Annotated in this window: 16 protein-coding genes; 13 read left to right on the top strand and 3 right to left on the bottom strand. The window is 54.0% G+C overall.

Annotated features, from left to right (window positions below):
• Positions 1 to 5: 5 nt before the first annotated feature.
• Complete coding sequence (locus SE15_RS07520) at positions 6 to 602, bottom strand: helix-hairpin-helix domain-containing protein (protein ID WP_054521509.1); 597 nt, start codon at positions 600 to 602, stop codon at positions 6 to 8.
• Between the two features lie 129 nt (positions 603 to 731).
• Here SE15_RS07520 and SE15_RS07515 point away from each other — a divergent pair, with 129 nt between their 5' ends.
• Positions 732 to 1,148 (top strand): secondary thiamine-phosphate synthase enzyme YjbQ, encoded by a 417-nt coding sequence (locus SE15_RS07515; RefSeq protein WP_054521508.1) that lies wholly within the window; start codon positions 732 to 734, stop codon positions 1,146 to 1,148.
• Here the strand turns inward: SE15_RS07515 and SE15_RS07510 are convergent.
• Together SE15_RS07510 and SE15_RS07505 are read right to left on the bottom strand one after the other, a co-directional pair.
• Positions 1,087 to 2,043, bottom strand: a complete 957-nt coding sequence (locus SE15_RS07510; RefSeq protein ID WP_054521507.1) for a DUF1385 domain-containing protein — start codon at positions 2,041 to 2,043, stop codon at positions 1,087 to 1,089. The two genes, SE15_RS07515 and SE15_RS07510, sit on opposite strands and share 62 nt — an antisense overlap.
• 10 nt (positions 2,044 to 2,053) lie before the next feature.
• Positions 2,054 to 3,442: a dipeptidase gene (locus tag SE15_RS07505; RefSeq protein WP_201778075.1), complete on the bottom strand. Its 1,389-nt coding sequence runs from the start codon at positions 3,440 to 3,442 to the stop codon at positions 2,054 to 2,056.
• A gap of 325 nt (positions 3,443 to 3,767) precedes the next feature.
• Between SE15_RS07505 and ssnA the strand changes: the two genes are divergently transcribed.
• From ssnA to SE15_RS07445, 12 genes are read left to right on the top strand one after another with little or no spacing between them, the layout of a single operon-like run.
• Entirely contained in the window at positions 3,768 to 5,114 is a 1,347-nt protein-coding gene (gene ssnA / locus SE15_RS07500; RefSeq protein WP_054521506.1) for a putative aminohydrolase SsnA, read from the top strand.
• Between the two features lie 23 nt (positions 5,115 to 5,137).
• Positions 5,138 to 5,821 carry an NADPH-dependent F420 reductase gene (gene npdG, locus SE15_RS07495; RefSeq protein WP_054521505.1) on the top strand — a complete coding sequence of 228 codons (684 nt, stop codon included), beginning with the start codon at positions 5,138 to 5,140 and terminating at the stop codon, positions 5,819 to 5,821.
• 15 nt (positions 5,822 to 5,836) lie between these two features.
• Entirely contained in the window at positions 5,837 to 6,610 is a 774-nt protein-coding gene (gene cofE / locus SE15_RS07490; protein ID WP_054521504.1) for a coenzyme F420-0:L-glutamate ligase, read from the top strand.
• Positions 6,611 to 6,623: 13 nt separating this feature from the next.
• Entirely contained in the window at positions 6,624 to 7,571 is a 948-nt protein-coding gene (gene cofD / locus SE15_RS07485) for a 2-phospho-L-lactate transferase (protein WP_054521503.1), read from the top strand.
• Positions 7,568 to 8,182, top strand: coding sequence for a 2-phospho-L-lactate guanylyltransferase (cofC, locus tag SE15_RS07480; RefSeq protein WP_054521502.1), 615 nt, complete (start codon positions 7,568 to 7,570; stop codon positions 8,180 to 8,182). Before cofD ends, cofC begins: the two co-directional genes overlap by 4 nt.
• Positions 8,183 to 8,200: 18 nt before the next feature.
• Positions 8,201 to 9,196 (top strand): LLM class flavin-dependent oxidoreductase, encoded by a 996-nt coding sequence (locus SE15_RS07475; protein ID WP_054521501.1) that lies wholly within the window; start codon positions 8,201 to 8,203, stop codon positions 9,194 to 9,196.
• Between the two features lie 59 nt (positions 9,197 to 9,255).
• Positions 9,256 to 10,008, top strand: a complete 753-nt coding sequence (locus SE15_RS07470) for an FAD binding domain-containing protein (RefSeq protein WP_054521500.1) — start codon at positions 9,256 to 9,258, stop codon at positions 10,006 to 10,008.
• Between the two features lie 17 nt (positions 10,009 to 10,025).
• Positions 10,026 to 13,040 carry a molybdopterin-dependent oxidoreductase gene (locus SE15_RS07465; protein WP_054521499.1) on the top strand — a complete coding sequence of 1,005 codons (3,015 nt, stop codon included), beginning with the start codon at positions 10,026 to 10,028 and terminating at the stop codon, positions 13,038 to 13,040.
• 16 nt (positions 13,041 to 13,056) lie between these two features.
• Positions 13,057 to 13,866, top strand: coding sequence for an XdhC family protein (locus SE15_RS07460; RefSeq protein ID WP_054521498.1), 810 nt, complete (start codon positions 13,057 to 13,059; stop codon positions 13,864 to 13,866).
• 3 nt (positions 13,867 to 13,869) lie between these two features.
• On the top strand, positions 13,870 to 15,294 hold the full coding sequence (locus SE15_RS14115; RefSeq protein ID WP_083461792.1) for an FAD binding domain-containing protein: 1,425 nt from the start codon (positions 13,870 to 13,872) through the stop codon (positions 15,292 to 15,294).
• Positions 15,294 to 15,671 (top strand): hypothetical protein, encoded by a 378-nt coding sequence (locus SE15_RS07450; RefSeq protein ID WP_054521497.1) that lies wholly within the window; start codon positions 15,294 to 15,296, stop codon positions 15,669 to 15,671. The genes SE15_RS14115 and SE15_RS07450 overlap by 1 nt, the downstream gene beginning before the upstream one ends.
• Positions 15,672 to 15,690: 19 nt before the next feature.
• On the top strand, positions 15,691 to 17,913 hold the full coding sequence (locus SE15_RS07445; protein ID WP_054521496.1) for a xanthine dehydrogenase family protein molybdopterin-binding subunit: 2,223 nt from the start codon (positions 15,691 to 15,693) through the stop codon (positions 17,911 to 17,913).
• Positions 17,914 to 17,915 lie beyond the last annotated feature (2 nt).

The following is a 17,915-nucleotide window of genomic DNA, read 5'->3' as shown; positions in this document are numbered from 1 at the left end:
AGCATTTATGGGGTCACTACAATAAGATCCCGGATTTGCTCGAAAATCGTCGGCCCAATGCCCGGAACATTCTGGATCTGTTCAATTGTATCAAAATTGCCGTGCTTCTGACGGTATTCAACAATGGCATCTGCCCGAGTTTTGCCGATCCCTGGAAGAGCCTCCAGTTGCTCGGCGTTGGCATGGTTGATATCTACGCGAGTGGTGTTAGCCACCGGTGCCTCTTCAGAACTTTCGGGAAGGACGGGCATCTCGATTATTGGGGCGGGGGGCGTTTCACCCTGATAAGGAATGCGAATTTTGACCCCATCATTCAAGCGTACTGCCAGGTTAATGGCTTCCAGGTCTGCCTGAGGAAGCAACCCGCCTGCAAGGGCGATGACATCTCGAAGCCGGCTCTCGGGTGCAATTTCATAAACGCCGGGGGTAGCCACCGCGCCGGAGAGGTGAATCACCCAGGGGCGGAGGGTTTTGGTCGGAAGGAGGAGAATTGCTTGAGCCCTCGGTGGAGCGCTTACCAGCAAAATAAGGCCAGCGGACAAAAGGCCAATTAGTATTCCTAAAATCAGGATCTGCCAGGATTTGAGAGAAGAGCTTTCCATAGAGAGGTGTCGAAAAAAGAAATGAGATGGGATCATCCTCAGTATAATATGTGCGGCAAGCCCGTCAAGGCCGTTCAGTGCATTGGTTTTCAACCCAATTCCTGACAATGCTATAACCGGGAGAACGGAATGGTCAAGACAACTTATCTGTCTTTATCCACTCGGGGGAACACAGACGTGCAGGAAATCACCTCGCTGATCTCGCGTGCAGTGGAGGAAAGCGGGATTGAAAATGGGGTTGTGGTGATCTTTACCCCTTCCAGCACCAGCGCGCTCACCACCATCGAATATGAGCCTGGTTGTATCAGCGATTTACGACAACTTCTGGAGGAGTGGATCCCCTCGGAGCGTGATTACGCTCATAATTACCGTTGGGGTGACAACAACGGTCACAGCCATCTCCGAGCAGCAATGCTGGGACCCTCGCTGACCATTCCGTTTGTGGAACGTCGCTTGAGTCTGGGCACCTGGCAGCAGGTGATCTTTATTGATTTTGATGTGCGTCCACGGCAGCGACGACTGGTGGTGCAGATTCTTGGCGATTAAGTGAGTTCGAAGCGAGGGCGGTTTCAAGTTCTAACATGGCTTTGAAAGCGGCGATGCTAACCTCCAGCATGTCCAGGCTGGGCGGGCGGGTGGTCAGTTTTTGTAGCCATAGATTAGGGCGAATCAATTGGCTAACTAACGGGTTATCAAGATGATCGGCGACCCAGCGAATATATTCATAGGCCAGCATGGCAAGTATGGGGATGAGTAAAACCCGGCTGAGAATTAGCCCCAGCCACGGTAGATCCCCAAGGATGGAGAAAACCAGGACCGAGAGCACCACCAGAGTAAGGATGAAGGAAGTACCACAACGCGGGTGTTCAAGAGGATAGCGGTTGATATTCTCCGGCGTCAATTCCGCTCCGGCTTCGTAGGCGTTGATGGTTTTGTGCTCGGCGCCGTGGTAGGCGAACACCCGTTGAATATCTGGAATGCGTCCGATTCCCCAGATATAGCCGATTACAGCCACCAAGCGCAGCACTCCCTCTATGAGATTGGTTGCCAACCCTGAAAGCCCCAGCCAGGCCTGGAGGCCTTTGCCCAGCAAAGCGGGGAGCAGGAAAAACAGTCCCACCGCCAGTGCCAGACTAATGACCAGAGTCAACGCCCAGGCAGGTCCTTCGATCTTCTCGCTCTCATCGTTGGCTTGCAGGTTGGCCGATATCGAGAGATAGCGCATTCCCAGCCCTAGCGCATCCCATAAAATCACTAATCCTCTTAGAAACGGGATGCTGGTCAGGCGGGTAAGGTAAATGCCCCGGAGAGGCTCGGATTGAAGGATGATCTCCCCCTGAGGGCTTCGCATAGCCGCTGCGACGGCGTGCCGGCCACGCATGAGGACCCCTTCAATCAAAGCCTGGCCTCCGTAGGCTGGGAGTTTTAGCGGCCGATTCATAGGGGCAACCTCAGACGCGAGCAAATTCGGGATAGCTCAGCAGAAATTCAATCACGGCTTGAATGCCTCGATACCAGGTGGGTAGATGGAGCCGTTCATTGGGGGAATGAATGTGATCATCGGGCAATCCAAATCCAGAGAGGGCCGATTCCAGTCCAAGGATGCGCTGCATCATGCCAACTACGGGGACACTTCCACCCTCGCGGCGGAAGAGAGGGTCTTTGCCCCAGACACTCTTCAGTGCATGTGCCAGCGCGCGGACCCCAGGATGATGGCGATCGGTGATCGAAGCCGGAGAACCTGCGAAGGCGGTTAATTCCCACCGCACCGTAGGGGGGCATTTCGCCTCGAGGTAGGCACGTAATTGTTGATGGACTTCTTCGGGATCCTGGTCGGGAACCAGGCGTGTCGAGATCTTTGCCATTGCCCATGCCGGGATGATTGTTTTAGATCCCTGGCCGGTGTAGCCCGAATAAAGCCCGTTGATTTCCAGGGTTGGCCGGGCGCCAATGCGTTCGATTGGCGTGTAATCCGCTTCGCCATAAAGGTGAGGCACACCAAGAATGCGGACCAGTTCTATCTCCTTAAAGGGAATGCGAGCCAATTCCCGGCGTTCTTCCTCATCGAGGGGTCGGACGCGGTCATAAAAGCCGGGGATCAGCACTCTTCCAGAGGCATCATGCATTCCAGCAATCAGTTCGCACAACGCCTGAGCAGGGTTGTGTACCACACCCCCAAAAAGCCCGGAATGCAAATCGCGTTCGGGCCCGTAAACACGGAGTTCGAACGCGGCTACACCCCGTAGCGCGTAAGTAATCGTGGGTTGATCGGGAGCAATCATTCCCGTGTCCAGATTTAAGGCCACATCCGCCCTAAGAAGGTGGCGGTTCTGTTCAAGGAATTGACCTAGGTTGGGCGATCCGATTTCTTCTTCTCCTTCAATGACCCAGATGATATTGAGAGGAAGAGAACCGGTCGTTGCGATGGCCTCCACCGCCTTAAGGGCAGCCACGACCTGGCCTTTCATGTCCGAGGCACCGCGCCCATAAAGGTGTTCTCCTTCTAACCACGGCGAAAATGGTGGATTTTTCCATTCTTCGTAGGGATCAGGGGGTTGAACATCGTAATGCCCATAAATTAAGACAGTAGGGCTATCCAGTAGCGGCGGATCGGTATAGGCAAAGACCACAGGATGCCCCGGTGTTTCAACCAATCTGGCGTTAGTGAAACCAAGGCGCTGCAACTCGTTAACCAACCAGCGAGCGGCTTGGAGAATATTCCCTTTGTGATCTGAATCAGTGGAAACAGATGGAATGCTCACAAATTCCATTAAGGCATTGAGAAAAGCCTGGCGGTGGCGCTCAATGTAATTCAGGGCTTGGGTTTTGTCCGACATCATGTTCAAACTCCTGTATCCAATCGGGATAAACCGATTATAATTGGAAATGTAAGACAAAAACACTTCCTCTGTTTTTGTTTTGTGCTAAAATATATGCAGGAATCGGTGGTCAGTTCAAGCACTGCTTGACTGGCGTCGGGCAATCCCACTAGCCCGTCGAAAAGTGCCGCCGGATAAGGTCCACCGATCCAATGAGTCTGTACTTACACCTGTCTGCTAATTTCTCCCCTTCTTCCTTCGCTAAGCCCGTGTTTTTTTTTCTGACGCCCGTGAACATGACTAGACCACGGGCGCCTTTGTTAATTTGATCTGTCTGAGGTGGTTTATGTTAATCACGAATGGTACTCTGATTACCTGGGAGTCCCCCAATCGTATCCTCGAGAACCATACCATATATATTGACAATGAGCGCATTCAGGAAATCGGTCCCACCCAAACCTTATTAGCCAAATACCCTCAGGAAGAGCGTCTGGATGCAAAAGGCCAATATGTGATGCCTGGCAACATTTGCGCCCATACCCATTTTTATGGTGCTTTTGCCCGGGGTCTGGCAATCCCTGGACCCGCTCCCGCTGATTTCCCCGAGATTCTGGAAAAACTGTGGTGGTCATTGGATAAATCGCTTTCTCATGAGGCTGTTTATTACTCCGCCATGGTGTGTTTGGTGGATGCCATACGTCACGGTACGACTACTTTGATAGATCACCATGCTTCTCCCAATGCCATAGCGGGTTCGCTGGATGATATCGCGCGTGCAGTGGAACAGAGTGGTGTTAGAGCCTCATTGTGTTATGAGGTCACAGATCGCGATGGACCCGAGCGCGCACAGGCTGGGATTGAGGAGAATCTGCGATTTATCGAATACGTTAAACGCGAACATCCTCTTGGTGGGCGTCTGAGCGCCATGTTTGGGCTGCATGCCTCCTTGACTTTGGGCGAAGCAACCTTACGCGCTTGTAGAGAGCGGGTTGGTGAGGACGTGGGGTTCCATATCCACGTTGCCGAACATCCCGTGGACGAGTATGATAGTTTGCACCGTTATGGTGAACGCGTGGTGGATCGCCTTTACCGACACGGGATTTTGGGGCCAAGGTCCATTGTAGTCCATGCAGTGCATGTGGATGTCCGCGAGATCAACCTGCTGGCCGAGACAGGTACGTGGGTGACACACCAGCCGCGCTCCAATATGAATAATGCAGTGGGCATGGCCATGACCGAGGGAATGTTGCGAGCAGGGGTTAAGGTATGTCTCGGGAATGATGGCTTTTCCAATGCCATGTGGGAAGAATGGAAAGCGGCCTATCTTGCCCATAAACTGTGGCATCTGGATCCGCGCCGTATGCCGGCCACGGATGTGGTCAAAATGGCGATCTACAACAACGCGGCTTTGGCTACCCAGCAGTTCAATTGTGGGCCAATTGGGGTCATTGCTCCTGGAGCGCAAGCCGATCTCATATTTGTGGATTACCATCCATTTACGCCGTTGACTCCCGATAACCTTCCCTGGCACATCGTATTCGGATTCCATGAAAGCATGGTTACCACGACCATTGTGGCCGGGAAAGTGCTGATGCGCGAACGAGAACTGCTCACGTTGGATGCAGAGAAAATCGCCTATGAGGCGCGACAATTGGCGCCACGCATTTGGGAACGCTATCACGCCCTGTTCTAATCTCATTTCGGGAGCATAACACCATGGAAGAGCCACGAATGACACGTACAATTGCAATCATAGGGGGTACCGGTAAAGAGGGTAAGGGATTGGCCTTTCGTTGGGCGCGTTTCGGGCATCGCGTCATTATTGGTTCGCGGCAGGAAGCCAAAGCCCAGGCAGCGGCTGAAGAAGTGAACAGGTTGTTGGGGACATCAGGTCAATCGGTTGTTGGGATGGCTAACGAACGGGCGGCTCAAACAGGTGAGATTGTGGTCCTGACGGTGCCCTATGCGGCCCACCGTGAGATGTGTGAGTTTATTAAGCCATTTGTTCAGGGCAAAATCGTCATTGATGTTACGGTTCCGCTGGTACCTCCCAAGGTTACCCGTGTTCAGATGCCTCCGGACGGTAGTGCTACAATGGAAGCGCAGCGCATTCTGGGCGAAAATGTTCAGGTTGTGGCAGCTTTCCAAAATATCTCTTATGAACATCTCTTGCATGATGAACCGATTGAGTGCGATGTACTGGTGTGTGGCGGTAATAAAGAGGCCCGTGAGGTGGTGCTTGGTTTGGTAAAAGATGCGGGGCTCGTGGGCTGGAATGCCGGACCCACAGAGAATGCGGTGGTTGTTGAAGGACTGACTTCGATTTTGATCGGCTTAAATAAACAATTTGGTGTACAGTCGGCTGGAATTCGAATCACGGGTGTACCACGACCAGATTAGAGACTCAAATCTGCCATGCCTGCCCCTTTGGTGTTGACTCCCTTGCAAGGTATTCCACTAATCCGTCCAGGTGATGACTTGGGCGATATTCTCTGGCGCGCTTTGCTCAAAAATGAGATTGCCTTGCAAGCCGGAGATATCCTGGTCATTGCTCAGAAAATTGTTTCGAAATCCGAGGGCCGCCTGGTGAATCTGAGAGAGGTGGCGCCCTCGCCACAGGCAGTAGAACTGGCGCGTCTTACTGACAAGGATGAGCGATTTGTTGAACTTGTGTTGCGTGAAAGCCGTAAGGTTTTACGCTACCGGCCGGGAACGCTGATTGTGGAGCATCGGTTGGGGTTTGTTTGTGCCAATGCGGGCATTGATCACTCGAACGTGGAGGGTCCTTACGGTAATCCGGAGGAGTGGGTGTTGCTGTTGCCTGAAAACCCGGATGCTTCGGCCCGGCGGATTCGTAATGGATTAAAAGAGCGCAGTGGGGTTTCAATCGGGGTGCTGATCATTGATTCTCATGGGCGGGCATGGCGGCTGGGTACCGTGGGGGTATGCATTGGCGTGGCAGGAGTTCCGGCGTTGGTAGATCTGCGAGGCCACCCCGATTTGTTCGGTTATCAACTGAGAGTGACTCAGGTGGCTGCAGCGGATGAATTGGCAGCGGCGGCCTCATTGGTAATGGGCCAGGCGGATGAGAGGACCCCGGTCGTCCATGTGAGGGGATTTCCGTATCCGTTGCGCGAGTCATCTTTCTCTGAGTTACGTCGTCCTGAAGAACAGGACTTATTCCGGTAGGAAGTGATTGGCTATGAACCTCGTAGCCCTGGCAGGCGGAGTCGGTGGAGCAAAATTAGTGGATGGGTTGGCGCGCTGCGTGCCGCCCGATCGCCTGACCGTGATCGTTAACACTGGAGATGATTTTTGCCACTTTGGGTTGCATATCAGCCCAGATTTGGATACCGTTTGCTATACACTGGCGGGCATAGCCAACCCGGATACCGGTTGGGGGCGCATGGGAGATACCTGGGCGGTTATGGAAGAAATCGGCCGACTTGGGGGACCAACCTGGTTTCGCCTGGGAGATCGTGATCTGGCAACGCACCTAGAGCGAACTCGCCGGTTACAGCAAGGGGAGCGCCTTTCAGAGGTAGTGGCGGCTTTCTGTCAGGCGTGGGGGATTAAAGTGAAAGTTTTACCCATGAGCGATGATCCCGTTTCCACTATTGTCCTGACAAAGGAAGGGGATGAACTTGGATTCCAGGACTATTTTGTGGCGCAGCAGTGTCAGCCTGAGGTGAAGGGGTTTCGTTTTATGGGGAGTGAAACGGCGCAGCCTGCCCCGGGCGTGTTGGAGGCCCTTTGGGGGGCAGATTTGGTCATCCTTTGCCCCTCAAATCCATGGGTCAGCATTGGCCCTATTCTGACTCTTCCGGGTGTGCGGGAGGCGCTCATGCAAAAACCGGTTATTGCCGTTTCACCGCTTGTAGGAGGGCAAGCGCTGAAAGGCCCTGCGGCGAAAATGTTTCGTGAATTGGGGTGGCAGCCCAGTCCGCTTGCAGTGGCTCATTTTTACCAGCCATTGTTGCATGGAATTTTGGTGGATAACTCAGATGCAATGATGGCTGAGGAGATTCAGCATCTCGGTATAATTCCGCATGTTACCGATATCGTAATGCGAGATGAACAGGATCGTATCCGTCTAGCAAAGGAAGCAGTCACCTTTGGACAAGCGGTCCGGGAGGCGCTATCTTTATGAGCACATGGGCGATTGTGCCTGTAAAACCCATCTATCAGGGCAAATCACGGCTGGCAGTTGTTTTATCGCAACATGAACGGGTTCTGCTGAACCAGATGCTCTACATGCACTTGCTTCAGGTACTTCGAGAGGTTCATAATATTGAAGAGATCCTTGTGGTTAGCCGTGACACCTCCATTCTTGCTACCGCACGTCAATGGGGTGCTCGTACCTTACAGGAGGATGGTCGTATCGGGTTGAATATGGCCCTGCGCCGGGCAACGGTTATGGCCCAAATTTACGCAGCGAGTGAGGTGTTGATTCTGCCGGTAGATTTGCCGCTGATCACTGCCGAGGATGTGCAAGCCATTTTTCAGACGGCACGATTTGAACGAGGGATTGTGATAGTACCTGACCGCCATCACTATGGAACCAACGCTTTACTGGTACGGCCACCAGGGGTTTTGGATTATCAGTTTGGCAGCAACTCGTATGAAGCGCATTGTCGCCAGGCCCGTCAAAAGGGACTGGAGGTACGAACGTTGGAACTTCCATCAGTTGCGTTCGACCTCGACTGGCCCGAGGATCTGGAGCACTGGCGTCAACTTCACTCTACCCCACTTACTCTATAATATCCCCAGGAGGAAACCATGGAACGCGTAGCACTTTATTTACAAGATGCCCATGATTTGCGCGAAGGGCTGGATTTCGTCCGCTATGCCGAACAGCGGGGATTTGAGGCTGTTTGGCAGGCGGAAAGCCGTCTGGTGCGGGACGCGATTGTGCCAATGGCAGCTTATGCTGCGGTTACTGAGCGGATCAAAATTGGATCAGGGGTCATTAACAACTGGACACGCAACATCGGTTTACTGGCGGCTACCTTCCTGACCCTGGATGATTTAGCGCCCAACCGCATCATCTGTGGCATTGGGGCCTGGTGGGATCCGCTAGCCCGTAACGTGGGGATTGAGCGGAGGAAGCCGCTGGTGGCCATGCGCGAGACGGTGACGGTTTTGCGCCGGCTGCTCAACATGGAGCGGGTTACTTTCCACGGAGAATTCATCCATGTTGAAGGGATTGAACTGGATGTGGTGCATGGTCGGCGCGAGCCACGCAACGTGCCGATTATGATCGGTGCGACAGGCGATCAGATGATGGAACTGGCGGGTGAGATTGCGGATGGGGTGGTTTTGAATTATTGTGTTCCGCCCGAATACAATTACCGCGCAATGGAACTTCTGGATAAGGGCGCCAAGAAGGCAGGCCGGCGGGTGGATGACCTGGATCGCCCACAGTTAATTGTGTGCTCGGTGGATCCGGATCATGATCGCGCCATTGATACAACCCGTGAACTTTTGTGCCAGTACCTGGCTCAGCAGCCTCATATTGCCAAAGCCTCAGGAGTTTCTCCAGACGTGGTGGCGGAGATCCAAAGCATTTTAGGATGGCCAGCAACCCATGAACAGATTCAAAAGGCCAAGCACCTGGTGCCGGAAGATCTGATTCATCGTATTACGGCTTCGGGTACGCCTGAGGAGGCCAAGGCCAAAGTCAAGGAGTATCTCAAGACGGGCGCGACCTGCCCGATTCTGTACCCTGTCGGTGGTGATTACAAGCTCCTGATTGATACTTTTGCTCAGATATAGATGTAGTACCTGGAACCAGGTCACCTGATTATATCGGGTGACCCGGTAAGGAGGGAAATATGATCATCGAGTATCATCGTCCAAAAACATTGGAAGAGGCTTTGGGGCTTTTGCAGCGTCCTCAGCCGCCCACACTTCCATTAGGGGGCGGAACAACGCTGAGCCGTCTCAAAGAGCCCGATTGTGCCGTAGTGGACTTGCAGGCTCTTGGCTTAAATCAAATTATGCTTCAGGGAAACATCTTAAAAATCGGGGCTACAGTCACCTTGCAACAACTCATTGATTATGCAGGCCTTCGGCCCGATTTGGTTCTGGCCGCGCGCAAAGAGACCACCTTCAATTTACGGCAACGTGCTACCGTGGCGGGCAGTGTTGTCAGCGGTGATGGGCGCTCACCTTTCCTGGCGGCCTTGCTCGCTTTAGATGCCACACTGCTTTGGATGCCGAGGGAGCAGGTGGAGTCGGTAGGGGATTTTCTGGCTTTGCGGGGGCGACGCCCTCAGAAGGGTCTACTGATCACGGAGTTGCGTGTAGCAACCAATGTCAATTTCAAGTATGAAGCAGTTGCCCGTACGCCCGAAGATCGCCCGATCATCCTGGTAGCAGTAGCGAAGTGGCCCTCGGGGCGCACACGGGTGGTCGTGGGAGGATTTGGAAAAACACCTCGCTTGGTTATGGATGGACCGGATGCAAGTGGTTCCCAGGTAGCCTTGCGTTCGGTGTTGCAGGATGCAGATGACGAATGGGCGAGTGCCGCGTATCGTCAAGAGGTAGCGCAGGTACTATTAAGCCGATGTATGAGTGTTTTGTGAGCGCAGAGGAGGGAGCCATGCAAATCAGACTTTGGATCAACGGTGAAGAGCATAAATGGCAAGTGGCCCCCCATGAGACTCTGTTGGCCGCTCTGCGCCGACATGGCTATTACGGCGTAAAGGATGGTGGCTGCCAACATGGAGAGTGTGGTGCCTGTGCGGTCTTGCTGGATGGGGTACCGACCAACACTTGCGTGATGCTGGCGGCGCAGGCAGATGGTCATCGCATTGAAACCATTGAAGGGATGGGAAAGCATCCCGATTTGGGCTGGCGTAAAACTGAAGGGTTGCATCCCATTCAGCAAGCGCTGGTGGAAAGCGGTGCCATACAGTGCGGTTATTGCACGCCGGCAATAGCGCTGGCGGCGAAGGCGCTATTGGAGCGCAACCCTAACCCAACCGAGGAAGAGGTGCGCGAGGCCATCTCGGGCGTGCTGTGTCGTTGTACCGGTTACCTCAAACCTGTGCAGGCAATTATGCGTGCGGCAGCGGTCATGCGTGGGGAAGAGGTACCGCCTATCGAGGGTGAACCTGAGGCTATGGCTTTCCCAACCGACTGGCCCGGTGGAGCCTCTGATGCGCCTAAGAGCGCATTGGACAATGAAGTATCCCCCTCGGTGCGAACTCAGGTTATGCCACGCATCTGGACGGTGATGCGTCCCGAGCGTCAGGCTCTGCAGCGTGTGGGAAAGCCGGAAATCAAAGTGGATGCGATTAAACTGGTGCAGGGCAAGCCAGCATTTGCAGCAGATATTGAAATGCGGGGAATGTTGATCGCCAAGGTACTGCACAGTCCGGTAGCCCACGCGCGGATTAAGCATATTGATGTGTCAAAAGCCCGCGCCTTGCCTGGGGTGGCAGCGGTATTAACCTACAAGGATATTCCCCGTGTTCCATATTCTACGGCTGGTCAATCGGATCCTATTCCTGGACCGCTGGACACCTTTTCCCTGGATGAAAAGGTCCGCTTTGTGGGAGATCGGGTAGCCTTTGTAGCCGCAGAAACGGAAGAGATTGCAGAGCAGGCTCTAAAGTTGATTGAGGTCGAGTACGAGCCTCTGCCCGCCATCCTGGACCCTGCAGATGCGTTGAAAGATGGGGCGCCTATCATTCATGATGAACCGGATTATGTAAACTTTGCCGAATCGGATCCCAAACGCAACCTGGCGGCGCAAATACGCATTGATATTGGGGATGTGGAGAAGGGTTTTCAGGAAGCCGACCGTATCTACGAGGCGGAGTATGAAGTTCCCAAGGTGCAGCAATCCCATATTGAGCCTCATGTGGTGGTGACCTACTGGGATGAGGATGATCGGTTGGTTATCCGCACCAGTACACAGGTGCCGTTTCATGTGCGCCGTATCTTGGCTCCTGTGCTGGGGCTACCCGTTAAGCGTATTCGGGTGATTAAGCCGCGTATTGGAGGTGGGTTTGGCGGTAAACAGGAAGTACTGATCGAGGATGTGGCGGCGCACTTGACCATTGCAACGGGGCGGCCGGTGATGTATGTGTATAACCGTGAAGAGGAATTCACCGCGGCGCGCTCCCGCCACCCGATGCGCATTCGCATGAAAACCGGTGTCAAACTTGACGGCACAATTACCGCCAATGCCATGTATGTTTTGAGCGATACGGGGGCCTATGGCTGCCATGGGCTGACTGTCACAGGAAATACCGGGCATAAAGCTATGGCCCTTTATGTAGGGGATGGTGAGTACCGTAAGGCCCCGAATATCCGTTTCTACGCGGATATTGTATATACCAACAAGCCCCCAGCAGGGGCTTATCGAGGGTATGGTGTGCCTCAGGGCTTTTGGGCGGTAGAGCGTCACATGGAGCGTATTGCTCGAGATTTGGGGCTGGATCCTATCACATTTCGTCTGAAAAATGCCTTACGGGCAGGCGAGTTGCATCCCTTCAGCACAGCCTGGAGTGAAGGGCGCGAACCCCGTCCCGAGATCATCCACACGGTAGGGCTGGAGGAATGTGTTGCACAAGGTAAGGCGGTCATTGGATGGGAGCAGAAGTTTGGCAACCCCGAATGGCATCAGGTGCCCGGTAAACCTCATTTGCGCCGGGGGATCGGGGTGGCGATGGTCATGCAAGGGACGGCCATCCCTTACCTGGATATGGGAGGCGCCTCGATCAAGATGAACGATGATGGCTCGTTCAATCTCATGGTTGGGGCTACAGACTTAGGGACCGGCTCGGATACAGTGTTGGCACAGATGGCGGCTGAAGTGTTGGGGGTACCGGTTGAAGATATTATTGTCTACTCGTCGGATACCGACTTCACGCCATTTGATAAAGGTGCCTACGCTTCCAGTACCACCTACATCTCCGGTGCAGCAGTGGTCAAAGCCGCACAACAGGCGGCGGAGCGGATTCGAATTCGCGCGGCAAAAATGCTCAATCAACGCGGGAATGGTCATGGCGAGGTCAAGCCGGAAGACATCCGTCTGGTTGATCGAAAAGCCGTGGCTCCGGATGGTCGTTATGTCACCATGGAAGAAATTGCCCTGAACAGCCTTCATCACGCGGACCAGGAGCAAATCATGGGCATTGGTTCCCACATGTCCCCTGTTGCGCCTCCACCTTTTGCGGCTCAGTTTGCCGAGGTGACCGTAGACATTGAAACAGGGGCGGTGACGGTTGATCGTCTGGTCATGGCGGTTGATTCGGGAGTGATAGTCAACCCCATCACGGCCTCCGGTCAAATTGAAGGGGGAATGACTCAGGCGCTGGGTTACGCGGTGTGTGAGGAATTGAGATATGATGAGCAGGGCCGCCCGCGGGAAAAAGATTGGGTTAACTACCACATCTTCCGCGCAAACGAGATGCCAGAATTGGGGACCATCTTTGTGGAAACTTTTGAGCCTTCTCACCCGTTTGGGGTTAAAGCGGTGGCCGAGATCCCCATGGATGGTGTGGCACCGGCGGTGGCCAATGCAGTGCTGGATGCCTGCGGGGCGGATATCCTTGATAACCCTGTGACGCCAGAGAAAGTTTGGCGGGCTTTGAGAAAGGCGTAATCCTTGGTTTAGAGCCATGAGTGTGGAAATTTATCGGGAGGTTCTGAATCTGGTTGAAAGAGGGGAGGCGGGGGCTCTGTGCACGGTAGTCTATGCACGGGGCTCCACGCCTCGTCACGAGGGCAGTAAAATGTTGGTGTATGCCGATGGGCATTTCATTGGTACTGTCGGCGGCGGCGAACTGGAGAATCGGGTTCATAAAGAGGCGCTAGCGGCGATTCAGGATGGCCGGCCACGTTTGTTGCGGTATGATATGGTAGATCCGCAGCGCGGTGATCCAGGTGTCTGCGGTGGTCAGCTGGAGGTCTATGTGGAGCCGGTGCTTCCTAAGCCCATGATTGTGGTCATCGGAGGAGGTCATGTGGGCAAAGCGGTCACCCACCTGGCCAAATGGTTGGGTTTTCGGGTGGCGGTGTGTGATGACCGCCCAGAATTTTGCACCCCGGAGTTCAATCCGGATGCTGATGAATTCTACCCTGTGCCCATGTCTGAATTGCCTAAACACTTGCGTATCCATTCCCAGACCTACCTGATTCTGACCACTCGCGGTAGTGTAGTTGATATAGAGGGCTTACCGGCTTTGTTGGAGACCCCAGCCGCTTATATTGGTGTCATCGGTTCGAAAAGACGCTGGGCGGTCACGCGAAAAGCGCTGATAGAGCGCGGAATTGCCGAGAGTTCGCTGGCGCGGGTCGTCTCACCGATTGGGTTGGAGATCAACGCCGAAACCCCTGAGGAGATTGCCGTAAGCATCATGGCTGAAATTATCATGTTGCGTAATGGCGGCAGCGGACGGCGAATGAAAGAAACTGTATCAGGAGGCTAGCTTATGTGGCAGGAATACGTTAGTGCAGCAACCCTGGAAGATGCATTGCGCGTTTTGGCGCAAAAACGCGAAAAGGCACGCGTTGTGGCTGGTGCCACAGATCTGATTTTGGAAATTGAGCGTGGAGTGCGTAAAGGCATTGAGACCCTGGTGGATGTGACTCGCATCCCCAATTTGGATCAGATTGTGCTGGATGAAGATGGATATCTTCACCTGGGTCCACTGGTGACTCACAACCACTGTGTGGCGTCTAAGTTGATTCGGGAATATGCACTGCCCCTGGCCCAGGCCACTTGGGAGGTGGGATCCCCGCAGATTCGTAACCGCGGTACAATCGCCGGTAACCTGATCACGGCCTCACCCGCCAATGATACGATCACACCGCTCATGGCGCTGGGAGCCAAAGTGCGTTTGCGCTCGCTTCGAGGAGAACGTTTAGTCGCTCTTGAGGATTTTTACACGGGTGTGCGACGCACTGTCCTTGAACCGGATGAAATGCTGGTGGACATTGTATTCCCGGCCTTGAAGTCCAATCAGCATGGCATATTCCTGAAATACGCCCTGCGCCGGGCACAAGCCATTTCGGTGGTTAACGCGGCTATTGTGCTGACCCTTGAAGCCGAGCGAGTTGTTCATGCGGCCATCACGTTGGGGGCTGTTGCGCCTACCATCATTCATGCTCGCGAGGCCGAAGTCTACCTCGTGGGTCGGGTTCTGGATACCGAAACGATTCGGCAGGCGGCCGAACTGGCTGCACAGGCTGCTCGACCTATTTCAGATATCCGGGGATCAGCAGAGTATCGGCGCTATATGGTGGGTGTCCTGGTACGGCGGGGTCTAACGGCAATCGCTCAGGGGCGTGAACGGGGTAATTTGCCCGCCTCCCCCGTGCTGTTGTGGGGGAATGCAGTGCCTAACAGCCGCACTTTACAGGCGACCATTGTTCATACACCGAATACCCCAATCCGGACAACTATCAACGGAAAGGCTTATGAGTTCACATCAGGACAGAATAAGACTCTCCTGCGCCTCCTGCGGGAAGAAGCCGGCTTGATCGGCACGAAGGAGGGATGCGCAGAGGGCGAATGTGGGGCTTGTACGGTGTTCCTGGATGGTGTGGCAGTGATGAGTTGCATGGTTCCCGCCGTGCGGGCCCATCTTGCCGAGATTCGCACGATTGAGGGGATTGCAACGGATGACCGGCTACACCCTGTTCAGCAAGCCTTTGTTGAGGAGGGGGCTGTACAGTGTGGTTATTGTACTCCGGGTTTCATCATGTCCGCGGTAAAACTGCTTGAGGAAAAGCCACGTCCTTCGATTGAGGATATTCAACATGCTATTACCGGCAATTTGTGCCGGTGCACCGGATATTACAAAATTATTCAGGCCATTGAGCGTGCAGCGGAGCAACAAACCGAAGGGGTCTGATGGGCAAATATACCGACTACAAACGTCAACCGTCGCTCAACGAGCGTGAAGCCAATTCGAAATTGCATCCCATCTGGCAGGGAGTGGGCTTCGGCCTGATGATTCTCACGCCAGTGCTGGGGTATTTTGGTGCGCTTGCCCTTCTGGATGAAAACGCGCGTCGGGGTTGGGCGACGATCCCTGCTGATTTGCTGGCGCCGGGTAGTGATCCCCTGTTGTATGTGAAGATCATTCTGACGATTGCGTTGATGCTGGTCATCTTCACGTTCTTTCAGCTAATCACCTACGTGCTTTACCGTCTGTTTGGTCCTTCACGATATGGGCCGCTTGATGTGCCTCCGGTGGCTTATCCAAAGCGCAGGAAGAGACAGCGATGATGGTTCTGGAGAGTGGGCTATGAGTCATTACATTGGGCAATCAGTAACCCGGCTGGACGCCGTGGCGAAGGTTAAAGGTGAGGCGCTCTATCCGGGAGATTTTAATTTTCCTAATCAAGTGTATATGAAAATCCTGTTTGCCAATCGTCCTCATGCTCGTATCAAAGGAATTGATGTTTCAGACGCCTTGAGCATTGAGGGAGTATTGGCAGTATTCACGGCTGCCGATGTGCCTGTTAATGAATATGGCCTGATTATGCCCGATCAACCCGTTCTGTGTGGGCCCGGTTCAAACAAACCTTTTGCCGATCGGGTGCGTTTCATTGGCGATCAGGTAGCACTGGTAGTGGCAGAAAGTGAGGCTATTGCCGAGAAGGCCTTACACGCCATTCATGTGGATTATGAGGATCTACCGATTGTGACGGACCCGCGAGAAGCCATGCGGGAAGATGCACCTTTGCTTCATCCGGATAAAGGGTCTAACGTATTTTGCCGTTACCGGATCCGTAAGGGGGACGTGGACAATGCATTTGCTCAAGCAGATGTCATTGTGGAGGGGTATTACGAAACCCCGTTCCAAGAGCATGCTTATCTGCAGCCGGAAGCAGGGGTGGCCTATATAGACGAGGCTGGCCGGGTGACGGTGGTGGTGGCTGGCCAGTGGACCCATGAAGATCGGGAGCAGATTGCGCATGCATTGAATCTTCCTGAAGAACAGATCCGGGTGATTTATCCAGCGATTGGAGGGGCGTTTGGCGGTCGAGAAGATATGTCGGTGCAGATTGTGCTGGCCCTGGCTGCCTGGCGCTTACACCAGCGCGGAATTAATCGGCCGGTAAAGATTGTGTGGTCGCGTGAAGAATCGATTATTGGCCATCACAAACGCCATCCCTTCTACATTCGGGCTAAGTGGGGGGCAACGCGCGAAGGCAAGGTCATCGCAGCCGAGACGGAACTTATTGCTGACGGCGGTGCTTATGCATATACATCAACCAAAGTTCTTGGGAATGCAACGCTCCTCTGTACCGGCGCCTATAACATTCCCAATGTTAAAGTAGATGCGTATGCTGTTTATACCAACAACATTCCAACCGGAGCCTTCCGCGGTTTTGGTGGACCGCAGGCCATTTTTGCCGCCGAATCGCAAATGAACAAACTGGCCGAAGCGTTGGGCATGGATCCGGTTGAAATCCGGATGCGCAACCTCTTGGATGAAGGGGATTTGCTCTCTGTCGGTACCCCCCTGCCTAAAGGCGTTAGCATCAAACAGGTGGTGGAGACATGCGCCAGGGCTGCTGGTTGGGAAAAGACTGAGGAGGGTTGGGCCCGACCGGGAGGGTATTATTGGGCGATTGAGGGTTCTGCGAACCTGCGCCGCGCCATCGGTTTTGCCTGTGGTTTCAAGAACGTGGGCTTTTCATTTGGAGCACCAGAAAATTGTTGGGCGATCATAGAACTGGAAGGCGGAGCAGAGATCGAGAAAGCGACCCTCTATCATGCTGGTGCTGATGTGGGCCAGGGGGCTCATACCGTTTTTGTGCAGATGGCGGCTGAGGCGTTGGGGCTACCGCTTGAAAAGGTCTCGCTGGTGGCTTCGGATACGGCTTACACGCTCAATTCCGGAAGCGCCTCAGCTTCGCGGATGACTTTCATGGCTGGAAATGCCATTCGAGGAGCGGCTCAACTGGCTCTTGAAAAGTGGCGCAATGAGGAGCGACCGGCTCGTGCGGTATTTCAGTACCGTCCGCCCAAGACCACCCCGTTTGATCCGGAAACGGGCAAATCTGAACCAAACTTTGCCTACGGTTATGTGGCAGAGGCGGTTGAGGTGGAAGTGGATCTTGAAACCGGGCAAACCCGCCTGGTTAATGTCTGGTGTGCAGATGATGTGGGTAAAGCGGTCAACCCCCAACAGGTACAGGGGCAGATTGAAGGGGCGATTGTCCAGGCGGCGGGTTACGCTTTGCTGGAAAACTTTGTGACCCAAGAAGGCCAGGTCCTTACCGGTACGCTTTCGACCTACTTGATCCCCACGGTTCTGGATGTTCCTGAACGGGTGGAATCCCTCATTGTAGAATATCCCGATCCGCTTGGGCCATGGGGCGCGCGTGGAATGGCTGAAATGCCTTATTTGCCCTTAGCGCCTGCGGTTGCGGCTGCTTTGCGTCAGGCAACAGGGCATTGGCTGGATGCTTTCCCCTATACGCCTGAACGTGTTTGGTCGGGCTTAAAACCCGCGTGAAA

The sequence above is a fragment of the Thermanaerothrix daxensis genome, from assembly GCF_001306145.1.
Lineage (GTDB): Bacteria > Chloroflexota > Anaerolineae > Anaerolineales > Anaerolineaceae > Thermanaerothrix > Thermanaerothrix daxensis.
The sequence above is the reverse complement of the archived record's forward strand: the minus strand, read 5'-3'. Positions and strand labels throughout refer to the sequence as shown.

Excerpts from the sequence above, each read along its gene's own strand:
- SE15_RS07520 (WP_054521509.1), bottom strand. The coding sequence starts at position 602 with ATGGAAAGCTCTTCTCTCAAATCCTGGCAGATCCTGATTTTAGGAATA.
- SE15_RS07515 (WP_054521508.1), top strand. The coding sequence starts at position 732 with ATGGTCAAGACAACTTATCTGTCTTTATCCACTCGGGGGAACACAGAC.
- SE15_RS07510 (WP_054521507.1), bottom strand. The coding sequence starts at position 2,043 with ATGAATCGGCCGCTAAAACTCCCAGCCTACGGAGGCCAGGCTTTGATT.
- SE15_RS07505 (WP_201778075.1), bottom strand. The coding sequence starts at position 3,442 with ATGATGTCGGACAAAACCCAAGCCCTGAATTACATTGAGCGCCACCGC.
- ssnA (WP_054521506.1), top strand. The coding sequence starts at position 3,768 with ATGTTAATCACGAATGGTACTCTGATTACCTGGGAGTCCCCCAATCGT.
- npdG (WP_054521505.1), top strand. The coding sequence starts at position 5,138 with ATGGAAGAGCCACGAATGACACGTACAATTGCAATCATAGGGGGTACC.
- cofE (WP_054521504.1), top strand. The coding sequence starts at position 5,837 with ATGCCTGCCCCTTTGGTGTTGACTCCCTTGCAAGGTATTCCACTAATC.
- cofD (WP_054521503.1), top strand. The coding sequence starts at position 6,624 with ATGAACCTCGTAGCCCTGGCAGGCGGAGTCGGTGGAGCAAAATTAGTG.
- cofC (WP_054521502.1), top strand. The coding sequence starts at position 7,568 with ATGAGCACATGGGCGATTGTGCCTGTAAAACCCATCTATCAGGGCAAA.
- SE15_RS07475 (WP_054521501.1), top strand. The coding sequence starts at position 8,201 with ATGGAACGCGTAGCACTTTATTTACAAGATGCCCATGATTTGCGCGAA.
- SE15_RS07470 (WP_054521500.1), top strand. The coding sequence starts at position 9,256 with ATGATCATCGAGTATCATCGTCCAAAAACATTGGAAGAGGCTTTGGGG.
- SE15_RS07465 (WP_054521499.1), top strand. The coding sequence starts at position 10,026 with ATGCAAATCAGACTTTGGATCAACGGTGAAGAGCATAAATGGCAAGTG.
- SE15_RS07460 (WP_054521498.1), top strand. The coding sequence starts at position 13,057 with ATGAGTGTGGAAATTTATCGGGAGGTTCTGAATCTGGTTGAAAGAGGG.
- SE15_RS14115 (WP_083461792.1), top strand. The coding sequence starts at position 13,870 with ATGTGGCAGGAATACGTTAGTGCAGCAACCCTGGAAGATGCATTGCGC.
- SE15_RS07450 (WP_054521497.1), top strand. The coding sequence starts at position 15,294 with ATGGGCAAATATACCGACTACAAACGTCAACCGTCGCTCAACGAGCGT.
- SE15_RS07445 (WP_054521496.1), top strand. The coding sequence starts at position 15,691 with ATGAGTCATTACATTGGGCAATCAGTAACCCGGCTGGACGCCGTGGCG.